Annotated in this window: 15 protein-coding genes; 8 read left to right on the top strand and 7 right to left on the bottom strand. The window is 72.4% G+C overall.

Features of this window, described 5'->3' with window-relative positions:
• The first annotated feature begins 229 nt into the window (after positions 1 to 229).
• Together JAP66_RS06140 and JAP66_RS06135 are read left to right on the top strand one after the other, a co-directional pair.
• Positions 230 to 5767: an ATP-binding protein gene (locus JAP66_RS06140; RefSeq protein WP_199430562.1), complete on the top strand. Its 5538-nt coding sequence runs from the start codon at positions 230 to 232 to the stop codon at positions 5765 to 5767.
• A gap of 246 nt (positions 5768 to 6013) precedes the next feature.
• Entirely contained in the window at positions 6014 to 6523 is a 510-nt protein-coding gene (locus JAP66_RS06135; RefSeq protein WP_199430561.1) for a DinB family protein, read from the top strand.
• A 72-nt stretch (positions 6524 to 6595) separates the two neighbouring features.
• Here JAP66_RS06135 and JAP66_RS06130 read toward each other — a convergent pair whose 3' ends face one another.
• Complete coding sequence (locus JAP66_RS06130) at positions 6596 to 7351, bottom strand: SGNH/GDSL hydrolase family protein (RefSeq protein ID WP_199430560.1); 756 nt, start codon at positions 7349 to 7351, stop codon at positions 6596 to 6598.
• Positions 7352 to 7464: 113 nt separating this feature from the next.
• On the opposite strand from JAP66_RS06130, the gene JAP66_RS06125 reads away from it, so the two are divergent.
• The 3 genes from JAP66_RS06125 to JAP66_RS06115 are packed head-to-tail and all read left to right on the top strand — an operon-like array spanning position 7465 to position 9777.
• Complete coding sequence (locus JAP66_RS06125; protein ID WP_199430559.1) at positions 7465 to 8523, top strand: alcohol dehydrogenase family protein; 1059 nt, start codon at positions 7465 to 7467, stop codon at positions 8521 to 8523.
• A complete protein-coding gene (locus tag JAP66_RS06120) occupies positions 8523 to 9215 on the top strand; it encodes an HAD-IA family hydrolase (protein ID WP_199430558.1) in 693 nt (230 codons plus the stop codon). Before JAP66_RS06125 ends, JAP66_RS06120 begins: the two co-directional genes overlap by 1 nt.
• 37 nt (positions 9216 to 9252) lie before the next feature.
• Positions 9253 to 9777: a retropepsin-like aspartic protease gene (locus JAP66_RS06115; RefSeq protein WP_199430557.1), complete on the top strand. Its 525-nt coding sequence runs from the start codon at positions 9253 to 9255 to the stop codon at positions 9775 to 9777.
• On the opposite strand, the gene JAP66_RS06110 is transcribed toward JAP66_RS06115, so the two are convergent.
• From JAP66_RS06110 to JAP66_RS32005, 3 genes are all read right to left on the bottom strand, one after another.
• On the bottom strand, positions 9741 to 10685 hold the full coding sequence (locus JAP66_RS06110; protein ID WP_199430556.1) for a ribonuclease Z: 945 nt from the start codon (positions 10683 to 10685) through the stop codon (positions 9741 to 9743). The two genes, JAP66_RS06115 and JAP66_RS06110, sit on opposite strands and share 37 nt — an antisense overlap.
• Positions 10686 to 10731: 46 nt before the next feature.
• Positions 10732 to 11151, bottom strand: coding sequence for a CBS domain-containing protein (locus tag JAP66_RS06105; protein ID WP_199430555.1), 420 nt, complete (start codon positions 11149 to 11151; stop codon positions 10732 to 10734).
• Between the two features lie 73 nt (positions 11152 to 11224).
• Positions 11225 to 11458, bottom strand: coding sequence for a hypothetical protein (locus JAP66_RS32005; protein WP_235998767.1), 234 nt, complete (start codon positions 11456 to 11458; stop codon positions 11225 to 11227).
• A gap of 60 nt (positions 11459 to 11518) precedes the next feature.
• Here JAP66_RS32005 and JAP66_RS06100 point away from each other — a divergent pair, with 60 nt between their 5' ends.
• The 3 genes from JAP66_RS06100 to JAP66_RS06090 all read left to right on the top strand — a co-directional run bounded on the left by JAP66_RS06100 (position 11519) and on the right by JAP66_RS06090 (position 17315).
• Positions 11519 to 12577 (top strand): DNA polymerase IV, encoded by a 1059-nt coding sequence (locus JAP66_RS06100; RefSeq protein ID WP_307849453.1) that lies wholly within the window; start codon positions 11519 to 11521, stop codon positions 12575 to 12577.
• Between the two features lie 177 nt (positions 12578 to 12754).
• On the top strand, positions 12755 to 14812 hold the full coding sequence (locus tag JAP66_RS06095) for a DNA gyrase/topoisomerase IV subunit B (protein ID WP_307849452.1): 2058 nt from the start codon (positions 12755 to 12757) through the stop codon (positions 14810 to 14812).
• 16 nt (positions 14813 to 14828) lie between these two features.
• Positions 14829 to 17315: a DNA gyrase/topoisomerase IV subunit A gene (locus tag JAP66_RS06090; protein ID WP_199430553.1), complete on the top strand. Its 2487-nt coding sequence runs from the start codon at positions 14829 to 14831 to the stop codon at positions 17313 to 17315.
• Positions 17316 to 17357: 42 nt separating this feature from the next.
• Here the strand turns inward: JAP66_RS06090 and JAP66_RS06085 are convergent, their stop codons facing one another.
• The 3 genes from JAP66_RS06085 to JAP66_RS06075 form a co-directional block, all read right to left on the bottom strand.
• Positions 17358 to 18290 (bottom strand): RluA family pseudouridine synthase, encoded by a 933-nt coding sequence (locus tag JAP66_RS06085; RefSeq protein ID WP_199430552.1) that lies wholly within the window; start codon positions 18288 to 18290, stop codon positions 17358 to 17360.
• A 195-nt stretch (positions 18291 to 18485) separates the two neighbouring features.
• On the bottom strand, positions 18486 to 19157 hold the full coding sequence (locus JAP66_RS06080) for a response regulator (protein ID WP_199430551.1): 672 nt from the start codon (positions 19155 to 19157) through the stop codon (positions 18486 to 18488).
• Positions 19154 to 20296, bottom strand: a complete 1143-nt coding sequence (locus JAP66_RS06075) for a sensor histidine kinase (protein ID WP_199430550.1) — start codon at positions 20294 to 20296, stop codon at positions 19154 to 19156. The genes JAP66_RS06080 and JAP66_RS06075 overlap by 4 nt, the downstream gene beginning before the upstream one ends.
• Between the last annotated feature and the right edge of the window lie 42 nt (positions 20297 to 20338).

The following is a 20338-nucleotide window of genomic DNA, read 5'->3' as shown; positions in this document are numbered from 1 at the left end:
CCCCTCGTGAATGCCTGCGCGAGTTCTCACTCGGGTAGGCACTCACGAGGGGTGGGTGGCCGGCAGCTGAGCTTTTGGCGACACTCCACAAACGTGGCCGCTCACGTGTGGCGAGTCCGACGGTTCCCGTACCCGGCGGTAACGGGCAGGGTGAGGGACGGTGTAGGCGACGGTCCGCGACCCGGGCGTCGCCTTTCGTGTGTTTGTCGGACTTGTGAGGGCTCAGTCGGTGTTCAGTCGTATCGCCATCGTCAACCGGGGAGAGGCTGCGATGCGGCTGATCCACGCTGTCCGGGAACTGGCCGCCGAGGGGGGTACGCCGATCCAGACGGTGGCCCTCTACACCGAGGCCGACCGGGGGGCCACGTTCGTGCGGGCCGCGGACGCCGCCTACTGCCTCGGCCCGGCGTCCGCCCGCCCGTATCTCGACTTCGGCGTGCTCGAACGGGCGCTGACCGAGACGGAGGCCGACGCGGCCTGGGTCGGCTGGGGCTTCGTGGCCGAGGACCCGGCCTTCGCCGAGCTCTGTGAGCGGCTCGGTGTGACGTTCATCGGCCCCGGCGCCGAGGCCATGCGCAGGCTCGGCGACAAGATCGGCGCCAAGCTGCTCGCCGAGGAGGTCGGCGTCCCCGTCGCACCCTGGAGCCGCGGGGCCGTCGCCGACCTCGGCGCCGCCCTGACCGCGGCCGGGGAGATCGGTTACCCGCTGATGCTCAAGGCCACCGCAGGTGGCGGCGGGCGTGGTATCCGGGTGGCCGGTTCCGACGCGGAGCTGGCCGACGCCTTCGAGCGGACCACCCTGGAGGCGGAGCGCGCCTTCGGCAGCGGCGTGGTGTTCCTGGAACGGCTGGTGACCGGCGCCAGGCACGTCGAGGTCCAGGTGATCGCCGACGGCCAGGGCACCGCATGGGCGCTGGGGGTGCGCGACTGCTCGGTGCAGCGGCGCAACCAGAAGATCATCGAGGAGTCGGCGTCCCCGGTGCTGCGTGCCGAGCAGGTCGCCGAGCTCAAGGCCGCGGCGGAGCGGCTGGCCCTGGCCGTGGACTACCGGGGCGCCGGGACCGTCGAGTTCCTATATCACCCCGGGGACGAGCTGTTCGCCTTCCTCGAGGTCAACACCCGGCTCCAGGTGGAGCACCCGATCACCGAGGCCACGACCGGGATGGACCTCGTCAAGGCCCAGCTGCACGTCGCGGCGGGCGGCAAGCTCGGCGGCGACCTCCCCGCCGAGCTCGGCCACGCGGTCGAGGCCCGGCTCAACGCCGAGGATCCCGACCGGGACTTCGCGCCCGCACCCGGCCGGATCGAGCGCCTCAACCTGCCCGCGGGGCCCGGTATCCGGATCGACACGGGGGTCAGCGAGGGCGACACGATCCCCGCGGACTTCGACTCGATGATCGCCAAGATCATCGCCTACGGCCGCACCCGGGACGAGGCCCTCGCCCGGCTGCGCCGCGCGGTCGCCGGGACGACGGTGCTCGTCGCGGGCGGCGCCACCAACAAGAGCTTCGTCCTCGATCTGCTCGACCAGCCCGAGGTGATCGAGGCGACCGCCGACACCGGCTGGATCGACCGGGTTCGCGCGCAGGGACGGCTCGTCTCGCACCGGCACTCCGGCATCGCGCTCGCCGCCGCGGCCATCGAGGCATACCAGGACGAGGAGCACGTCGAGCGCCAGCGGCTGCTCTCCACCGCGCACGGCGGGCGCCCGCAGGTGCAGCACGAGGGCGGGCGCCCGATCGACCTCAAGCTGCGCGGCGCGGGCTACCGCGTCACGGTCGCGCAGATCGGGCCGGCGCGCTTCCGCGTCGGCATCCTCGGCGGAGACGACGTGCGGACCGTCGACGCGGAGCTCGAACGGTTCGACCGGGAGTCCGGCCAGATCACCGTGAACGACCAGCGGTTCCGGCTGGTCACCGGAACGTACGGGCCGATCCACGTGGTCGAGGTGGACGGCGTCACCCACCGGGTCAGCCGGGACGAGGGCGGCGTCGTGCGCTCGCCGGCGCCCGCGCTGGTGGTGGCCACCCCGCTCGACGCGGGCGCCGAGGTCGAGGCCGGTGCGCCGGTGCTCGTCCTGGAGAGCATGAAGATGGAGACCGTGCTGCGCGCGCCGTTCCGTGCGCGGCTGAAGGAGTCGCTCGTCTCGGTGGGCAGCCAGGTCGAGACCGGCGCACCACTGCTGCGGCTGGAACCGCTCGGTGACGACGCCGAGGCCGAGGGGCCCGCCGCGGCGCAGACGGCGGGCGTGGACCTGGCGCTGCCCCCGGAACCGGGCGGCGTCTCGGCGGCCGACCGAGCCGCGCGCAGCCGCACGGAGCTGCGCAGCCTCCTGCTCGGCTACGACGTCGACCCGAGCGACGAGGGCCGCACCCTGGCCGACTACCTGGACGCGAGGGCCGAGCTGCTGGCCTCGGGGCACCGCCCGCTCGCCGAGGAGGTCGAGCTGCTGCGGGTCTTCGCCGACCTCTCCGAGCTGAGCCGGAACCAGCCCGCGGGCGAGGAGAGCGCGGCCGACACCCGCGTGCACAGCCCGCGCGAGTACTTCCACACCTACCTGCAGAGCCTCGACGTCGAGCGGGCCGGGCTGTCCGAGACGTTCCAGAACCGGCTCGCGCGCGTGCTCGGCCACTACGGCGTCGATGACTTCGAGCGCACGCCCGCACTGGAGGAGGCGGTCTTCCGGATCTTCCTCGCCCAGCAGCGGGCCGCCGCCGACGTCGTGGTCGCCACCACGCTGCTGCGCCAGTGGCTCGCCGAGCAGCCGCCGGCCGAGGCGCTGCGCGAACCGGTCGGCTACGCGCTGGAGCACCTGATCCTGGCCACCCAGCGCCGCTTCCCCGTGGTCAGCGATCTGGCCCGCAGCGTCGTGTTCCGCTGGTTCGCCCAGCCCATGCTGCGGCGCACCCGCGCCGAGGTGTACGCCGACGTGCGCAGGCACCTGCGCCACCTGGAGCGGAATCCGGATGCGCCCGACCGCGCCGAGCGCATCGCGGCGATGGTCGCCAGCCCGGAACCGCTGGTCCGGCTGCTCGCGCAGCGCATCGGGCGCAACGGCACCGACCTGCGGCCGCTGCTGGAGGTGCTCAGCCGCCGCTACTACCGCAACCGCGAGCTCGAGCACATGCGCAGCCTCCGCGTCGCAGGGCGCTCGTTCTTCACCGCCGAGTACGACCTCGACGGCCATCGTCTGCACCTGGTGGCCACCGCCACGGACTTCGCGGGGCTGGCCGAGACGCTGCGGGCCGTTGCCGAGGTGGCGCGCGACTCCGCGGCAACGGCCGACCTCGTCGCCGAGGTCTACCTCACCTGGAACGAGCAGCCCGCGGACGCCGACGCGATGGCCGCCGAGCTGCGCGAGGCGGTCGCCGACGCGCCGCTGGCCGGCCGGGTGCGCCGCGTCACCACCACGGTGGCGGGGCGCAGCGGCGCCGCGATGCACCACCACTTCACCTTCCGGCCCTCGTCCACCGGGTTCACCGAGGAACGGCTGATCCGCGGGCTGCATCCGCTCATCGCGCAGCGGCTGGAGCTCAGGCGCCTGCGCAACTTCGACCTGACCCGGCTGCCCTCCGCCGACGAGGACGTCTACCTCTTCCGGTGCGTGGCGCCGAAGAACCCCGCCGACGAACGGCTCGTCGCGATGGCGCAGGTCCGCGACCTGACGCCGCTGCGCGACACCGAAGGGCGGCTGGTGGCGCTGCCCGCCGTCGAGGGTGCGCTGGACGCGTGCCTCGACGCGATCCGCAAGGTCCAGGCCCAGCGGCCGGCCAAGAAGCGGTTCGACACCAACCGGATCTTCCTCTACGTCTGGCCGCCGAGCGAGCTGACCGTCGACGAGCTGAACACGATCGCGCGGCGCGTGGTGCCCACGACGGCAGGCGCGGGCATTGAGGAGGTCCAGTTCCTCGGCCGTCAGCGCGACCACAGCACCGGTGAGCTGCGCGATGTCGCCGTGCGCATCTCCTACGCCGTCGGCTCCGGCGTGCGGGTCGCGGTCACCGAACCGACGGCCGAGCTGATCCAGCCGCTGGACGACTACGGGCAGAAGGTGCTGCGCGCCCGGCGCCGCGGCACCGTCTACCCGTACGAGCTGACCGGGATGCTCGCCGGTTCGCGCGGCACCTTCACCGAGTACGACCTCGACGACACCGGGGCACTGGTGCCCGTCGAGCGGCCGAAGGGGCACAACAAGGCCGCGCTCGTCGCGGGCGTGGTGAGTACCCCGACCGACCGCTACCCGGAGGGCATCACGCGCGTCGTCCTGCTCGGCGACCCGACGAAGGCGCTGGGCGCGCTGTCCGAGCCGGAGTGCGCGCGGGTGATCGCCGCTCTCGACCTCGCGGAGCGGTTGCGGGTGCCCCTCGAATGGTTCGCGCTCTCGGCGGGCGCGCGGATCTCGATGGACTCCGGTACCGAGAACATGGACTGGGTCGCCGCGGCGCTCAAGCGCATCGTGGAGTTCACCCAGGCCGGTGGCGAGATCAACGTCGTGGTGGCAGGCATCAACGTCGGCGCGCAGCCGTACTGGAACGCCGAGGCCACGATGCTGATGCACACCAGGGGCATCCTGGTGATGACGCCGGACTCGGCGATGGTGCTCACCGGCAAGCAGTCACTGGACTTCTCCGGCGGCGTCTCGGCCGAGGACAACTTCGGCATCGGCGGCTACGACCGGGTGATGGGCCCCAACGGCCAGGCTCAGTACTGGGCGCGTGATCTCGCCGGGGCGCGCGAGGTGCTGATGTCGCACTACGACCACGCCTACGTGGCGCCGGGCGAGGCGGGGCCGCGGCGGGCCGGGACGGCCGATCCGGTCGACCGCGACATCTCGGACTATCCGCACGCCGTCGTCGGCAGCGACTTCACCACGGTGGGCGAGATCTTCTCGGCCGAGGCGAACCCTGACCGCAAGAAGGCATTCGACATCCGGACCGTGATGCGCGCCGTCGCCGACTCCGACCACCCGATCCTCGAACGCTGGGCGGGCATGGCCGACGCCGACACCGCGGTGGTGCAGGACGTCCACCTCGGCGGCCTGCCGGTGTGCCTGATCGGCGTCGAGTCGCGTTCGGTGCCGCGGCGCGGCTTCCCGCCCACCGACGGGCCCGACGCGTACACGGCGGGCACGCTGTTCCCCCGCTCGTCGAAGAAGGTGGCCAGGGCGATCAACGCGGCCAGCGGCAACCGGCCGCTGGTGGTGCTGGCCAACCTCTCCGGCTTCGACGGGTCGCCGGAGTCCATGCGCAAGCTGCAACTGGAGTACGGGGCCGAGATCGGCAGGGCCATCGTGAACTTCTCGGGCCCCATCGTGTTCTGCGTGATCTCCCGCTACCACGGTGGTGCGTTCGTCGTGTTCTCGAAGGCGCTGAACCCGAACATGACGGTGCTCGCCGTGGAGGGATCGTTCGCCTCGGTCATCGGCGGCGCGCCCGCCGCGGCGGTGGTGTTCGCCGGTGACGTCGGCGCCCGTACCGCGAACGACCCGAGGGTGACCGAGCTCGAGGCACGGATCGCCGAGGCCGATGGCGCGGAGCGGGCCGAGCTGACCACCGAGCTGGCGGACGTCCGGTCGGCGGTGCGGGCGGAGAAGCTCGGCGAGGTCGCCACGGAGTTCGACCGGGTGCACAGCATCCAGCGGGCGGTGCAGGTCGGCTCGGTGGACGCGATCATCCGGCCTGCCGAGCTGCGCCCGGAGATCATCGCGGCCGTCGAGCGCGGGCTCACGGCGGGGAGCGGCGGGAGTGAACCGGGAGCGAACCGGTAGCGAACCAGTATCGCCGGGCAGAATTCGCGTTCCATCCGGCGTGGATCGCGTAGGATGGGAAGCAGCCCGCTCCCGGTGACCCCCAGGCCGGTTGAGCGGGCCCTTTAAGTGTTCGGTGCCGATCCGGCCGCTCGGCTATTCAGGCCGGGAAGTGACCGCAATGGCCTCTAACGTTCTCCCCGGACTCCCCGAGGACTCCGGGGACTCCGGGGACTCCGGGGAAAACGAGAACGAGAGGCGAGCGACATGACCACCACCGAGAAGGCCCTGACCGGCGAGCGCGCCGACCTGCTGGAGACGCTGGCCAAGCACCGGTTCTTCCTGACGTTCACCGCGCGTGAGCTTACCGACGAGCAGGCCGCTGCGAGCCCGGCCGCGAGCGCGCTCTCCATCGGTGGCCTGATCAAGCACGTCACCGCCATGGAGCGGAAATGGACCGCGTTCGCGCGGGGCGAGCGGGAGAGCATGGCGGGCGGCGGCAGCGGCTGGGAGGACGGCTTCCGGATGCTGCCGGGGGAGACCCTGGCCGGGTTGATCGAGGAGTACGAGGCGGTGGCCCGCGAGACCACCGCGTTCGTGGAGAGCGCGCCCGACCTGGACGCCTCCCACCCGCTGCCGGAGGCGCCGTGGTTCGAGCCCGGCGCGCGCTGGTCGGTGCGGCGGGTGCTGCTGCACCTGATCGCGGAGACCGCGCAGCACGCCGGTCACGCCGACATCATCCGCGAGACGCTGGACGGCGCCAAGAGCATGGGCTAGCCAGCTCGTGAGTGCGTGGGACCCTGCGGCGCGGAGCGCATCCTCCGGGGGTGGTCGGGCGAGACGGTGGGGCTAACTCGCGTGCGCACTCACGAGGCCGCTGCGCAGGGCCTCGGTGCCCAGTTGCGCGCCCCAGAACGCGTAGCCCTCCGGGCCGGGATGGAAGCCGTCCCCGGCGAACGAGCCCGCGTCGAGCGCGCCCCGGCTCATCGGCACGTGCACCGTGCGCGGCAGCGCCGCCAGCTGCGCCAGCGCCGCGTCGAGCGCCCGCGCGCGCAGGCCGAGCACGAGCCGCAGCGGCTGGGGCAGCGCCGGGAAGCGGCCCAGCGGCGGCACGCCGGCCAGCAGCACCGGCACCGGCCCCAGCCGCCGGCGCAGCCCGGCCACCAGCCGCAGGACGTCGAGCCGGAAACCGGCGGCCGGGCGCAGCCCGATCGTGTCGTTCACCCCGAGCGCCAGCACCACCAGGTCGGCCGGCTCGGCGCAGGCGGCCGCCAGCAGCTCGCGGTGCACGGTGCGGACGTCCGAGCCGGACCGGCCGGTCGCCCGCCAGCGCATACTCCGGCCGGTCTCCCTCGCGAGTGTGTGGGCGAGCTGCCCGGTGAGCGCCGCACCGTGATCGGCCGCGCCGATCCCGGCCACGGTGGACTCGCCGAGCACCAGTAGCCGCAGCGGCTGGCCGATGCCGGGCACGAGCCCCGAGGCGGGACCGCCCGCCCCCGGCAGCCGTGGCGTCCTCCCGCGGATCAGCAGGCCCTGAGCGATCAGCGCGGGCGCCAGCAGCACCGTCGCTGCGGTCGCGACGAACTGACGGGTCACCACGGACATGCGGCCGACTCTACCCGAGTTGACAGGTCCGGGCCGGGCAAGTTGTACTGAGGTAACCATACCGGTCGGTATACCTGACGCGGATACGAACGAAGACCCAGGAGGTGCCAGAGATGCGCGCTGTAGTGCTCACCGGATTCGGCGGCCCGGAGAAACTGGAGTACCGGGACGACGTGCCCGAGCCGGAGCCCGCGGCCGGCGAGGTCCGGGTACGGGTGGGCGCCGCCGCCCTGAACAACACCGACATCTGGACCAGGCAGGGTGCGTACGGCTCACCGGACGACCCCGGCGCGCAGGCGGGGTGGCGGCGCGAACCGCTGCGGTTCCCCCGGATCCAGGGCGCCGACGTGGCGGGCCGGATCGACCGGGTCGGCGAAGGTGTACCGGCCACCCGCGTGGGGGAGCGTGTGCTCGTCGACCCGATGCTCTACACCGGCGGTGAGCGTGAGCTCGTGTCCACCGACTACCTGGGCAGCGAGCGCGACGGCGGCTTCGCCGAGCTGGTCACCGTGCCCGCGGCCAACGCGCACGCGGTGGACAGCACGCTCTCCGACGCCGAGCTCGCCACCTTCCCGACCGCCTACACCACGGCGATGCGGATGCTCAACCGCGCGGCCGTCCGCTCCGGCGAGACGGTGGTGGTCACGGGCGCCTCCGGCGGCGTCGGCTCTGCGCTGATCCAGCTGGCCGTCGCCCGCGGCGCGCAGGTCGTCGCCGTCGCCGGTGCGGGCAAGCGGGAGCGGGCCGAGCGGCTCGGTGCCACGGCCACCGTGGACCGCGACGCCGCCGACCTCGCCGCCGAGGTCGGGGCGGTGCTCGCCGGAACGCCTGTCGACGTGGTCGCCGACGTCGTCGCCGGGCCGTCGTTCCCCGCGCTGCTGCGGATGCTCGGCCCGCTGGGCCGCTACGTGGTCGCCGGAGCGATCGCAGGGCCGCTGGTGGAGGCCGACCTGCGCACCGTCTACCTGCGACAGACGCAGCTCATCGGCTCCTCCTTCGGCACACACGAGGACTTCCGGCAGTTGCTCACGCACGTACGGGCCGGCGAGCTCACCCCATTGCTGGCCGGCACGTACCCGCTGCGCGAGCTGGGCCGCGCGCAGGAGGACTTCACGCGCAAGAACTTCTTCGGCAAGCTCGTCGTGACACCGGGAGAGGAGGGCCGGCGCTGATGCGGCTCGCGGACCACCGGGTGCTGACCTTCGACGTGGTCGGCACGTTGATCGACTTCGAGACCGGCATCCTCGACTGCCTCCGGCCGCTCGCCGGCACGGCCGACGACGAGACCGTCCTCGACGCCTTCGGGCGCGCCGAGGGGGAGCAGCAACGGCGCACGCCGGAACTGCCGTTCACCCGGATGCTGGAGCCGGTGTACGAACGGATGGCGGCCGAGCTCGGCCTGCCGCCCGGTCGTGGCGCGGAGCTACGCGCGTCGATCCCGCGCTGGCCGGCGTTCCCCGACGCCGCCGACGCGCTGCGGCGCCTGCGCGGCCGGTTCCGGCTCGTGGCCCTCACCAACGCCGACGACCGGGCCACGGCGGAGATGTCGGCCACGCTCGGTGAGCCATTCCACGACGCCGTCACCGCCGAGGCCGCCGGGGTCAGCAAACCCGATCCACGGGTGTTCGCCTACTGCCTCGGTAGGCAGAGCGCGTACGGTTACCTCCTCGCCGACCACGTGCACGTGGCGCAGAGCCAGTACCACGACATCGGCGTCGCCAAGCGCCTCGGCTACCGGGTCTGCTGGATCGAGCGCCGCCGCGGAAGGGCCGGGTCCGGTGCGACCCCCGCCTCCGGCGCGATCACCACCCCCGACCTGCACTTCGGTTCGCTCGACGAGCTTGCCGGCGCCGCGGGGGTGTGACCGGTTTCGGCCGCCGCGTGCCGGGTACGCCACGGCCATGCGGACGCCGACGACGGCCGGGGTGTTCACCGCGCTGCTCACGCTGAGTCTGGTGAGCGGCTGCCGGGGCGAGGGTGGTGATCCGTTCGGCGCACCCGCGGAGCCGCCCGACTCGCCTGATCTGCGGACTGTGCCGCTGCGGGTCGCGGAGGAGGGGCAGGCGACCCTCGCCTTCGTGCCGGTCACCATCGACGGCCAGGGCCCGTACCGGTTCGCGCTCGACACCGGCGCCTCCCGCAGCCTCGTGGATACACAGGTAGCCGACGAGGTCGGCCTCCGAAGGACTGGTGAACGGCAGCGCATCACCGGGCTGGTCGGTGAGGACCGCGTGCCGATCGCCGCGGTGCAGCGATGGCAGGCCGGCGACGTCCCGCTCGGCTCGGCCGAGATCGCGGTCACCGAGCTGCCCGGCCCCGAGCGGGGTCAGGGTCTGCAAGGACTGCTCGGCTCCGACCTGCTGAGCCGGTTCGACTACGTGGTGGTCGACTACGACGACGGGGAGCTGCGGCTGCCGCCGGAATGACGCTTCGGCACGGCGATCCGGTCCAGGTCGGCGGCCACCACGATCTCCCCGCCGAACTCCCGCGCGGCTTCGGTGTGAAAGGCCGCCGGATCGCGATAGCGCTGGGAGAAGTGCGTCAGCACCAGCTTCCGGACGTCGCACTCCGCCGCGACCTGGCCCGCCTGCGCCGCCGTGAGATGCCCGTACCGTTCGGCGAGCCCGGCGTCCGCCGACAGGAACGTCGACTCGGTCACCAGCAGGTCGGCGCCGTCGGCCAACCGGTAGACGGCGGCGCACAGCCGGGTGTCCATGACGAACGCGAACCGCTGCCCACGGCGTGGCTCGCTGACCTGCTCCAGCCTGACGGTGCGCCCGCCGACGCGGATCGACCCGCTGCGCTGCAGCCGCCCGATGTCCGGTCCTGTCACGCCGCGCCGGGCCAGCTGCTCCGGCAACATCCGGCGGCCGTCCGGCTCGGCCAGCCGGTAGCCGAAAGACTCGACCGGATGGTCCAGGCGCAGCGCCACCAGCTCGCCGAACGCGCCGGTGGCGATCGGGCCGTCCCGCTCAACCGGCTCCTCGACGAGCTCGGCCACCTCGTGGAACACGCTGGCGTTCCGCAGCCGCGCGAAGAACCGCGCGCCCGAGGCCGGGTAGTGCGCCGTGACCGGGTGCGGCACGCCGTCCAGCGAGAGCCGCTGCACGATCCCGGGCACACCGAGGCAGTGGTCGCCGTGGAAGTGGGTCAGGCAGATCCGGGTGATCGCGGCGGCGGGCACACCGGCCAGCAGGAGCTGCCGCTGGGTGCCCTCACCGGGGTCGAACAGCAGCCCCTCGGTGTCCCAGCGCAGGAGGTATCCGTTGTGGTTGCGGTCGCGGCCGGGCACCTGGCTCGCGGTGCCCAGCACGACCAGCTCGCGGGCCGACACGGATGTCGACCCTATGGCCTCCCCGCGCCGGCCCGCGGCGGCCGGATCACGTGTTGGCGGGCGCGGCGCTGATGTCGCTCAGCGCGGAGCGGGGGTCCCGCTCGATCGCCGCGTCGCCGATGGAGAACACCCCGACTGGCCGGCCCTCGTCGACGACCGCGACCCGCCGGATCGCGTGCTCGCGCATCCGCGCGATCGCGTTGCCGGCCTCCTCGTTGGGCGAGGCCGTGATGAGCTGCTCGCTGCACACCTCGCGCAGCTCGGTGCCGGAGAGGTCGTCGCGCTCGGCGAGCGCCCGCACCACGATGTCGCGGTCGGTGACGACGCCGCACAACCGGCCGTCGTCCACCACGAGCACGTCGCCGATGCCCCGGTCACGCATCCGCTGCGCCGCCTGCCGGACCGGTGCGTCGCGGGGCAGCACCTCCGGATCGGCCGTCATGAGCTCGCGGACGAGCTGTGCCATGGCCGTGCACCTCCTCACTTCCCTGCTTCGTGGTCTCTTCCGTGGTCTTCGCGTACCCGGTGCCACGCGGGGCTCAACCCTCCGCGGTGTCCTTGCCCTCCGGCGGGAGGTCGGTCGGGTTCAGGTTGCCGGTGGGGTCGGCCTCCGTGGTCCGCCGCGACACGGCGGCCCGGCCCGGTTGCGCCTCCGGCTCGTCGATGACGCCCGCGTCGTTCTCGACCGGCGCGCTCCGGTTCGCCTCCCGCTCGGCGACGCGATCCAGGTACTCCTGCTGGTCGTGCTGCTGGTCCTGCTCGTTCTGGTTCATCGGCTCCGGATACCCGCGCGATCCGCGCGCCGAACCCCGCCGCCGGCACATACTGATCCCGTGGACGCGGCGGCTACCGGCACTACCGGGAACTGGATCCTGCACGTCGACCTGGACCAGTTCATCGCGGCGGTCGAGATCGCGCGGCATCCGGAGCTGCGCGGCCGCCCGGTCGTGGTCGGCGGCTCCGGCGACCCCGCCGAGCGCGCGGTCGTGGCCACGGCGTCCTACGAGGCGAGGGAGTTCGGCATCCACTCCGGAATGCCGCTGCGCACGGCTGCCAAACGCTGCCCGGAGGCGGTGTTCCTGCCCACCGACGCGAGCGCCTACGAGGAGGTGTCGCAGCGGGTCATGGCGGCGCTGCGCGAGCTGCCGGTGATCGTCGAGGTGCTTGGCTGGGACGAGGCGTTCCTCGGTGCCCGCACCGCCGATCCGGAGGCGCTCGCGGCGCGCGTGCGGCGGACCGTGGCGGCCGAGACCGGGCTGTCCTGCTCGGTCGGGATCGGGGACAACAAGCTGCGCGCCAAGCTCGCCACCGGCTTCGCCAAGCCGGCCGGGATCTACCGGCTCACCAGGGAGAACTGGGTGGCGGTCATGGCCGGGCTGCCCACCGACGCGCTGTGGGGCATCGGCCGAAAGACGGCGCGGAAGCTGGCCGAGGCGGGCCTTTCCACGGTCGCGGCGCTGGCCAGGGCCGATCCGGCCGAGCTCGCCGCCAGGTTCGGGCCGAACCTGGGGCCGTGGTACCGGATCCTCGCGCTCGGCGGCGGCAGCACGGAGGTCGTGGCGACCCCGTACGTGCCACGCTCACGCAGCCGCGAGACGACCTTCCAGCGGAACCTGGAGGACCGGGCGGAGATCGAGGCGCAGGTGGCCCTGCTGGCCGGGCGGGTGGCGCGGGACGTGGCCGACGAGGGGCGGCCCGCGCTGCGGGTGGCGGTGAAGGTGCGGTTCGCGCCGTTCGTCACGCAGACCCGCAGCACCACCCTCGACGCGCCGACCGGCGACCCGGGCACCCTGGAACGGGCCGCCCTCGCCGTGCTGGACCGGTTCGAGCTGACCCGGCCGGTGCGGCTGCTCGGCGTGCGCGCCGAGTTCGAGCCACCCGCGGAAACCTGAGTCCGGCCCGCGCGGCGTTCGAACTTGAGTTCGAGTGCTGCGCTAGTATGGGCCGCCGGGTTGGCGGTTCTCACGGCGGGAATGTCGAGCGGGCCCGATACCCTGCAGTACGGTGAGTCGCCGCCGACCACGGCAGGCCGAGCACCCGTGTACGCCACACTCTGGGAGAACGACCCTGTGACTGCTTCTGCTGAGACCTTCTACGGGGCTGACGACCTGACGCATCTGGAGGGTCTGGAAGCGGTTCGGAAACGGCCCGGTATGTACATCGGGTCTACCGACAGCCGCGGCATCAACCACCTCTTCACCGAGGTGGTCGACAACTCGACGGACGAGGGGGTCGCCGGGCACGCCACGAAGGTCGTGGTGACCCTGCACGCGGACGGCAGCGTCCAGGTGGACGACGACGGCCGCGGCATCCCCACCGGCAAGCACGCCAAGTCCGGCCTCTCCGGCGTCGAGCTGGTGCTCACCAGGCTGCACGCGGGCGGCAAGTTCGGCGGTTCCGGGTACAAGGCGTCCGGCGGCCTGCACGGCGTCGGCGCCTCCGCCGTCAACGCGCTGTCGCACCGCTTCGATGTCACGGTCAAGCGGGACGGCAAGGTGCACGAGATGTCCTTCGCCCGCGGCGTGCCGGGCGTGTTCGACGGGCCGGGCCCCAAGGCGAAGTTCACCCGGCAGTCCGGCCTGCGGGTCGTCCGGAAGATGAAGCGCGGCGAGTCCACCGGCACGTCGATCCGCTACTGGCACGACGCCCGCTACTTCGAGACCGGGGCCGCGCTCGACGCCGACGACGTGCGGGCGAAGCTGCGGCACACCGCGTTCCTCGTGCCCGGCGTCACCTACGTACTGCGCACCGCCATCGAGGGGACGATCAACGAGGAGACCTTCCACTACCCGAACGGTCTCGTCGACATGGTCGACTTCCTGGCCCCCGCCGGGGACAGGGCGGTCTGCGGCACACTGCTCCTCAAGGGCGAGGGCACCTACAAGGAGAACGCCGCCGACGAGAACGGCGTCATGCAGTCCAATGTGGAGCGCCATGCGGAGGTCGAGGTCGCGCTCCGCTGGGGCACCGGGTACGAGCGAACCGTCGAGAGCTTCACGAACACGATCCGCAACGTGCACGGCGGCACCCATCGCAAGGGTTTCGACCGGGCGGTCGTGAAGGCCCTGCAGGAGGCCATCTCCAAGACCCGCGGCCTGCTCAAGGCCAAAGAGGACCCGCCGACGCTGGACGACGTCCTCGAAGGCATGACCGCGGTGATCCACGTGCGGATCCCCGAACCGCAGTTCACCTCGCAGACCAAGGACGAGCTCTCCACCGCCGGGATCACCAAGGTCGTCCAGGGCATCGTGGAGAAGGAGCTGAAGTCCTGGACCGAGCACCGCAGGACCAAGTCCGAGGCGAAGACGGTGCTGCAGAAGGTGGTCGACGCCTCCCGCGTCCGCCTCGCCCAGAAGCAGCAGAAGGACGCAGCCAGGCGCAAGACCGCGCTGGAGGGTGCGGCCATGCCGCCGAAGCTGGTGGACTGCCGCACCACCGGCGTCTCCCGCAGCGAGCTGTTCCTGGTGGAGGGCGACAGCGCGCTGGGCTCCGCCCGGATGGCGCGGGTCTCGGAGTACCAGGCGCTGCTGCCGCTGCGCGGCAAGATCCTCAACGTGCAGAAGGCCGGCCTCGGCGACACCCTGAAGAACGCCGAGATCGCCTCGATAGTGCAGGTGCTCGGCGCCGGTACCGGCCGGACGTTCGACATGTCCGCCATGCGCTACGGCCGGGTGATCCTGATGGCCGACGCGGACGTCGACGGATCGCACATCCGCACCCTGCTCATCACGCTTTTCGCGAAGTACATGCGCCCGGTCATCGAGGAGGGGCGCCTGTTCGCGGCGATGCCGCCGCTGCACAAGGTCCTCACCAAGGGCCGCAACTCGGAGACCCGCTACACGTTCACCGAGCGGGAGATGGAGGCGGTGGTCGCCGAGCTCGAGAGCGCGGGCAAGAGCGTCGACAAGCCGGTGCCCCGGTTCAAGGGGCTCGGTGAGATGGACGCCGACGAGCTGTGGGAGACCACGATGAACCCGGCGACCCGGTCGGTCCGCCGCATCAACTTCGACGACGCCGAGGCGGCCGAGGCCGCACTCGAGCTGTTGATGGGGGAGAAGGTCGAACCGCGGCGCAACTGGCTGATCGAGTCGGCCGCGCGGGTGGACCAGGCCGCGATCGACATCTAGGGAGTAACGCAAACCCATGGCACGCCGCAAGAGCACAGTCACCCGGGTCGACCCTTCCGCGTTCGACCAGCCGGGCGCGCAGGTCTTCGAGAACCCGGTGAAGACCGAGATGGAGGACTCCTACCTGGAGTACGCCTACTCGGTGATCCACTCGCGCGCGTTGCCCGACGCGCGGGACGGCCTCAAGCCCGTGCACCGCCGGATCCTGTACTCGATGAACCAGAACGGGTACCGGCCGACGCACGCCTACGTGAAGTCCTCGCGCGTCGTCGGCGACGTGATGGGCCGCTACCACCCGCACGGTGACACCGCGATCTACGACGCGATGGTGCGGCTGGCGCAGGACTTCTCGATGAACGTGCCGCTCGTCGACGGGCACGGCAACTTCGGCTCGCCGGACGACGGCCCGGCCGCGAGCCGGTACACCGAGGCGCGGATGTCGCCCGAGGCGATGCTGCTCGTCGGCGAGCTCGGTGAGGAGACCGTCGACTTCCGGCCCAACTACGACGGCTCGCTGGAGGAGCCGACGGTACTGCCTGCGGCATTCCCGAACCTGCTGGTCAATGGCACTTCCGGGATCGCCGTCGGCATGGCGACCAACATGATCCCGCACAACCTGGGCGAGGTGATCGCCGCGGCGCGCTGGCTGATCACCCATCCCGGCGCGTCGCTGGACAAGCTCATGGAGTTCGTGCCCGGCCCCGACCTGCCGACCGGCGGCATGCTGCTCGGTCTCGACGAGGTGCGGCGGGCCTACGAGACCGGCCGCGGCGTGGTCCGGATGCGCGCGCAGGTGCAGACCGGTCCGCTCGAGGGCAGCCGGGGCAGGCAGGCGATCACCGTCACCGAACTGCCCTACGGCGTGGGCCCGGAGAAGGTCATCGAGAAGATCACCGACGAGGTCAACAAGTCCAAGCGGCTCACCGGCATCGCTGACGTGAAGGACCTGACCGACCGGGAGAACGGCACCCGGCTGGTGATCGAGTGCAAGGTCGGGGTGAACCCGCAGGCGCTGCTGGCCGACCTCTACCGGCTCACGCCGCTGGAGCAGTCCTTCGGCATCAACAACCTGGTGCTCGTCGACGGCAAGCCGCGCACGCTGGGCCTCAAGGAGCTGCTCGAGGTCTTCCTCGCGCACCGCTACGAGGTCGTCACCCGGCGCACGCGCTACCGGCGGCGCAAGCGGGAGGAGCGCCTGCACCTGGTCGAGGGCCTGCTCAAGGCGCTGCTCGACATCGACAAGGTGATCAGGCTGATCCGGGGCAGCGACAACGCCCAGGCCGCGAAGGACGGCCTGATGAAGCAGTTCAAGCTGTCCGAGATCCAGGCGACCTACATCCTCGACACGCCCCTGCGGCGGCTCACCAAGTACGACAAGATCGAGCTCGAGGCCGAGCAGGAACGGCTGCGCGAGGAGATCGCCGAGCTGTCGACGATCCTCGACGACGACACCGTGCTCAAGAAGCTGGTGTCGAAGGAACTGGGCCAGATCGCCAAGGACTTCCCCACCGAGCGGCGCACGGCGCTGGTCGACGGCGACCTGAAGGAGGTGCTCGCGGCGTCGAAGCCCGCCGGCCCGCTGGAGATCGCCGACGACCCGTGCCAGGTGATCCTGTCCGCGACCGGGCTGGTCGCCAGGACGGCCGCCGAGTCGGAGGAGGTCACCGAGACGCGCAGGCGCAGTGGCCGGGTCAGGCACGACGCGGTGGCCGCCGTCGTGCACTCGACCGCCCGCGGGCAGGTGCTGCTGGTCACCAGCGCGGGGCGGGCGGTCAAGACCGACGTGCTGCCGCTGCCGGTACTGCCCGAGCAGGCGGGGACGGTGTCGCTGCGCGGCGGGATGCCCGCGCGGGAGCTGGTGCCGCTGGCCAAGGGCGAGCGGGTGGTCGGTATAGCGCCGCTCGGCGAGCAGGCCGCCGGCTCACCGGGGCTGGCGCTGGGCACGCGGCGCGGGGTCGTGAAGGTCTGCGCTCCGGAGTGGCCGGTGCGGGCGGACGAGTTCGACGTGATCAGCCTCAAGGACGGCGACGAGGTGGTCGCCGCGAGCTGGCTCACCGGCGGTGCGGAGACCTTCGCGTTCGTGTCGTCGCAGGCGGCGCTGTTGCGGTTCGACGCGTCGCTGGTGCGGCCGCAGGGCCTCAAGGGCGGCGGGATGGCCGGGATGAACCTTTCGGCGGATGCGCACGTGGTGTTCTTCGGGGCGATCCGCACCGACGACGCCGAGCACGGCGAGCCGATGGTCGTCACCGCGACCGGGTCGAGCGTGAAGATGACCCCTTTCGCGGAGTACCCCGCGAAGGGCCGCGCCACGGCCGGAGTCCGGGCGCACCGGTTCCTCAAGGGCGAGAACGAGCTGGTGGTGGCGTGGATCGGGCCGCGGCCCGCCGGGTCGGCGAAGAACGGCGACGCCGTGGAGCTGCCCGAACCCGACCCGCGCCGGGACGGCTCCGGCGCGGCACACCCCGGCCCGGACGTCGTCGGGCACATGATCGAGCGCGGCTGAGCCCTCGTGAGTGGCTGCACGAGTTAGAACTCGTGCAGCCACTCACGAGCCTGCAGCCCAGTCCTCGTACGCCGACCACGCCGCGAGGCTCGCCCGGCTCTCGAAGCGGCGAGGCTCGCCGCTGAGCGGGTCGGTGAACTCCAGTGTCCGCGCGAGCAGTTGCAGCGGCCTGCGGAAGTCGTCGAGTGCGGTTTCGGTGAGCACCGGGTAGAAGGTGTCGCCGAGGATCGGGATGCCGAGCTTGCTCAGGTGCAGCCGGAGCTGATGGGTGCGGCCGGTCGCGGGCACCAGCAGGTACCGGCCGAGCCCGCCGGCGTGTTCGAGCAGCTCGACGTAGGTCTCGCTGTTCGGCTCGCCGGGCACCTCCTGCGCGGTGATGATGCCGCGCTCCTTGACGATGCGGCTGCGCACCGTGCGCGGCAGTGGCAGCCCGGGATCGTACGGCGCGATCGCCTCGTACTCCTTGCACACCGCGCGGTCGCGGAACAGCGACTGGTACGGGCCACGCAGCTCGGGTCTGGTGACGAACATGAGCAGCCCGGCGGTGACGCGGTCGAGCCGGTGCGCCGGGCTCAGCTCGGGCAGCTCCAGATCGCGGCGCAGCCGGACCAGAGCCGTTTCCAGGACGTGCCTGCCGCGCGGGATCGTCGCCATGAAGTGCGGTTTGTCCACCACGACCAGGTCGTCGTCGCGGTGGACGATGCCGATGTCGTACGGCACCGGGACCTCGTCCGGCAGGTCGCGGTGGAACCAGATGAACGTGTTCGGCACGAACGGGGTGTCGATGCCGATCGGCCCGTCGAGGCCCACGATCCGTTGCTCGCGCAGCATCGCGTCGATGCGCTGCGGCGGCAGCCGCGGCAGCCGGTCGACCAGGTGGTCCCGGACGGTCGCCCACGGCCCCCCGGCCGGTAGCCGCACGCGCGCGGCGTCGAGGCCGTTGCGCGGTGGCAGTGGCGAGGCGGGGCGTCTCATGCGTGACCACTGTAGCCGGGCGCATGNCCGGACGGTCGCCCACGGCCCCCCGGCCGGTAGCCGCACGCGCGCGGCGTCGAGGCCGTTGCGCGGTGGCAGTGGCGAGGCGGGGCGTCTCATGCGTGACCACTGTAGCCGGGCGCATGCCTCGTGAGTGCGTACCCGAGTTAGAACTCGCGTGCGCACTCACGAGCGTCAACCGGTTCCGGGGTGCCTTGGAGCGACCAAACCGGACTCGTAGGCGAAGACCACGAGCTGGGCACGGTCACGCGCACGCAGCTTCACCATCGCCCTGCTCACGTGCGTCTTCGCCGTCGTAGGGCTGATCACCATGTACCCGGCGATCTCGTCGTTGGACAGGCCGCGCGCGACGAGCGCCACCACCTCGCGCTCGCGCCGGGTCAGCACGTCCATCCCCGCGGCGGACAGCCCGTCCGGTGGCCGTGAGACGAACTCGCTGATCAGCTTGCGGGTGATGCCCGGCGAGAGGAGCGCGTCGCCGCGTGCCGCGACGCGGACGGCGGCGATCAGGTCGCCGGGGTCCATGTCCTTCACCAGAAACCCGCCCGCACCGGCGCGCAGGGCGTTGAACACGTACTCGTCGACGCCGTAGTTCGTCAGGATCACCACGTGCACCCCCGCCAGCCGCGGGTCGGTGGCGATCCGCCGGGTCGCCTCGATCCCGTCCAGCACCGGCATCTGTACGTCCACCAGCGCCACGTCGGGTACGTGCTCGGCGGCGAGCTCGACCCCGCGCGCGCCGTCGGCGGCCTCGCCGACGACCTCGATGTCGTCCTCCGACTCGAGCAACGCGCGGAACCCGGCCCGGATGAGCGGCTGGTCGTCGACGAGCAGTACGCGGATCATGCGGGGTCCGCCAGCGGGATCCCGGCCTCGATCGTGAACCCGCCCTCCGGCCGGGGACCGGCGTGCAGCCGCCCGCCGAGCGCGGTGACCCGCTCCCGCATGCCGATGAGCCCGACGCCCGGCACCGGCGGCGTGTCCGGCGTGGCCGCCCCGTCGTCGGCGACGCGCACCAGGAGCTCGTCCCTGCCGTAGTGGACGCACACGGACGCCGATGCGGGGCCCGCGTGCCGGGCGACGTTGGTGAGCGCCTCCTGCACGATGCGGTACACGGCCTTGCCGGTCTCCGGGGACAGCTCGCGCGGCTCACCGTCGACGGTCAACGTCGCGGGCACACCGGCCGCGGACGCCCGCCGCAGCAGCTCGGGCAGCTGGTCCAGCCCGCCGGCCGGCGCGTCGCCGCCGGGCTCGCGCAGCACCTCCAGCGTCGCCCGCAGCTCCCGGCCGGCTTCCCCGGCCGCCTCCTGCACGGCGAGCAACGCCTCCGGCACCTCCTCGCCGCGCTTGCGGGCCAGGTGCACGGCCACCCCGGCCTGCACCTTGATGATCGAGATGCTGTGGGTGAGCGAGTCGTGCAGTTCCCGCGCGATGCGCAGCCGCTCGTCCCCGGCCCGGCGCAGCGCCACCTCCTCGCGCGTGCGCTCGGCCTCGGCCGCCCGCTCCTCGGCCTGCCGCAGGTAGGCGCGGCGGTGCCGGGTCACCTCGCCGAGCACCGAGACGGCGACGAACCAGCCGACCGGCAGGATCGCGTCCTGGATCGCCTGCGCGGCAGGCCCTTCTCGGGCCTGCCCGAGGTTGTCCATCACCGCGAACACCATCAGCGGCACCACCACCGCGGCCGCCAGTGCCCGGTGCCCGGCGCTGACGACGGTGTAGATCGCGACCAGCACGGGCACCGTCGCGATCGGACCCGGTTCGACCCGCGCGGTGTAGGCGAAGATCAGCACCACGCTGACCAGCAGCACCGTGCGCGGTGCGCGCCGCCGCACGACCAGCACCAGCGTGCCGGCGAGCAGCAGAACGTAGTCGAGCGCGGTGACGCGGGAGGCGCCGAGCAGCGCGTCGGCCACCGCCAGCGCGGCTACCCCCACGGCGAGCGCCGCGTCCCGCGCTTCGGCGTGCCACCCCCGTTCGGTCCGCATGAGCGAACCCTAGAGCGTGCGGGTGGTGCGCACGTTCTCCGG

This window comes from Qaidamihabitans albus, from assembly GCF_016464705.1.
In the GTDB taxonomy this organism is placed as follows: Bacteria; Actinomycetota; Actinomycetes; order Mycobacteriales; family Pseudonocardiaceae; genus Qaidamihabitans; species Qaidamihabitans albus.
Note: the sequence above shows the minus strand (reverse complement) of the source record. Positions and strands in the feature narration are given on the sequence as shown.

Bases quoted from the DNA above. Each gene is read 5' to 3' on its own strand.
- JAP66_RS06135 (WP_199430561.1), top strand. From the start codon at position 6,014: ATGACCACCACCGAGAAGGCCCTGACCGGCGAGCGCGCCGACCTGCTG.
- JAP66_RS06130 (WP_199430560.1), bottom strand. From the start codon at position 7,351: ATGTCCGTGGTGACCCGTCAGTTCGTCGCGACCGCAGCGACGGTGCTG.
- JAP66_RS06125 (WP_199430559.1), top strand. From the start codon at position 7,465: ATGCGCGCTGTAGTGCTCACCGGATTCGGCGGCCCGGAGAAACTGGAG.
- JAP66_RS06120 (WP_199430558.1), top strand. From the start codon at position 8,523: ATGCGGCTCGCGGACCACCGGGTGCTGACCTTCGACGTGGTCGGCACG.
- JAP66_RS06115 (WP_199430557.1), top strand. From the start codon at position 9,253: ATGCGGACGCCGACGACGGCCGGGGTGTTCACCGCGCTGCTCACGCTG.
- JAP66_RS06105 (WP_199430555.1), bottom strand. From the start codon at position 11,151: ATGGCACAGCTCGTCCGCGAGCTCATGACGGCCGATCCGGAGGTGCTG.
- JAP66_RS32005 (WP_235998767.1), bottom strand. From the start codon at position 11,458: ATGAACCAGAACGAGCAGGACCAGCAGCACGACCAGCAGGAGTACCTG.
- JAP66_RS06090 (WP_199430553.1), top strand. From the start codon at position 14,829: ATGGCACGCCGCAAGAGCACAGTCACCCGGGTCGACCCTTCCGCGTTC.
- JAP66_RS06085 (WP_199430552.1), bottom strand. From the start codon at position 18,290: ATGAGACGCCCCGCCTCGCCACTGCCACCGCGCAACGGCCTCGACGCC.
- JAP66_RS06080 (WP_199430551.1), bottom strand. From the start codon at position 19,157: ATGATCCGCGTACTGCTCGTCGACGACCAGCCGCTCATCCGGGCCGGG.
- JAP66_RS06075 (WP_199430550.1), bottom strand. From the start codon at position 20,296: ATGCGGACCGAACGGGGGTGGCACGCCGAAGCGCGGGACGCGGCGCTC.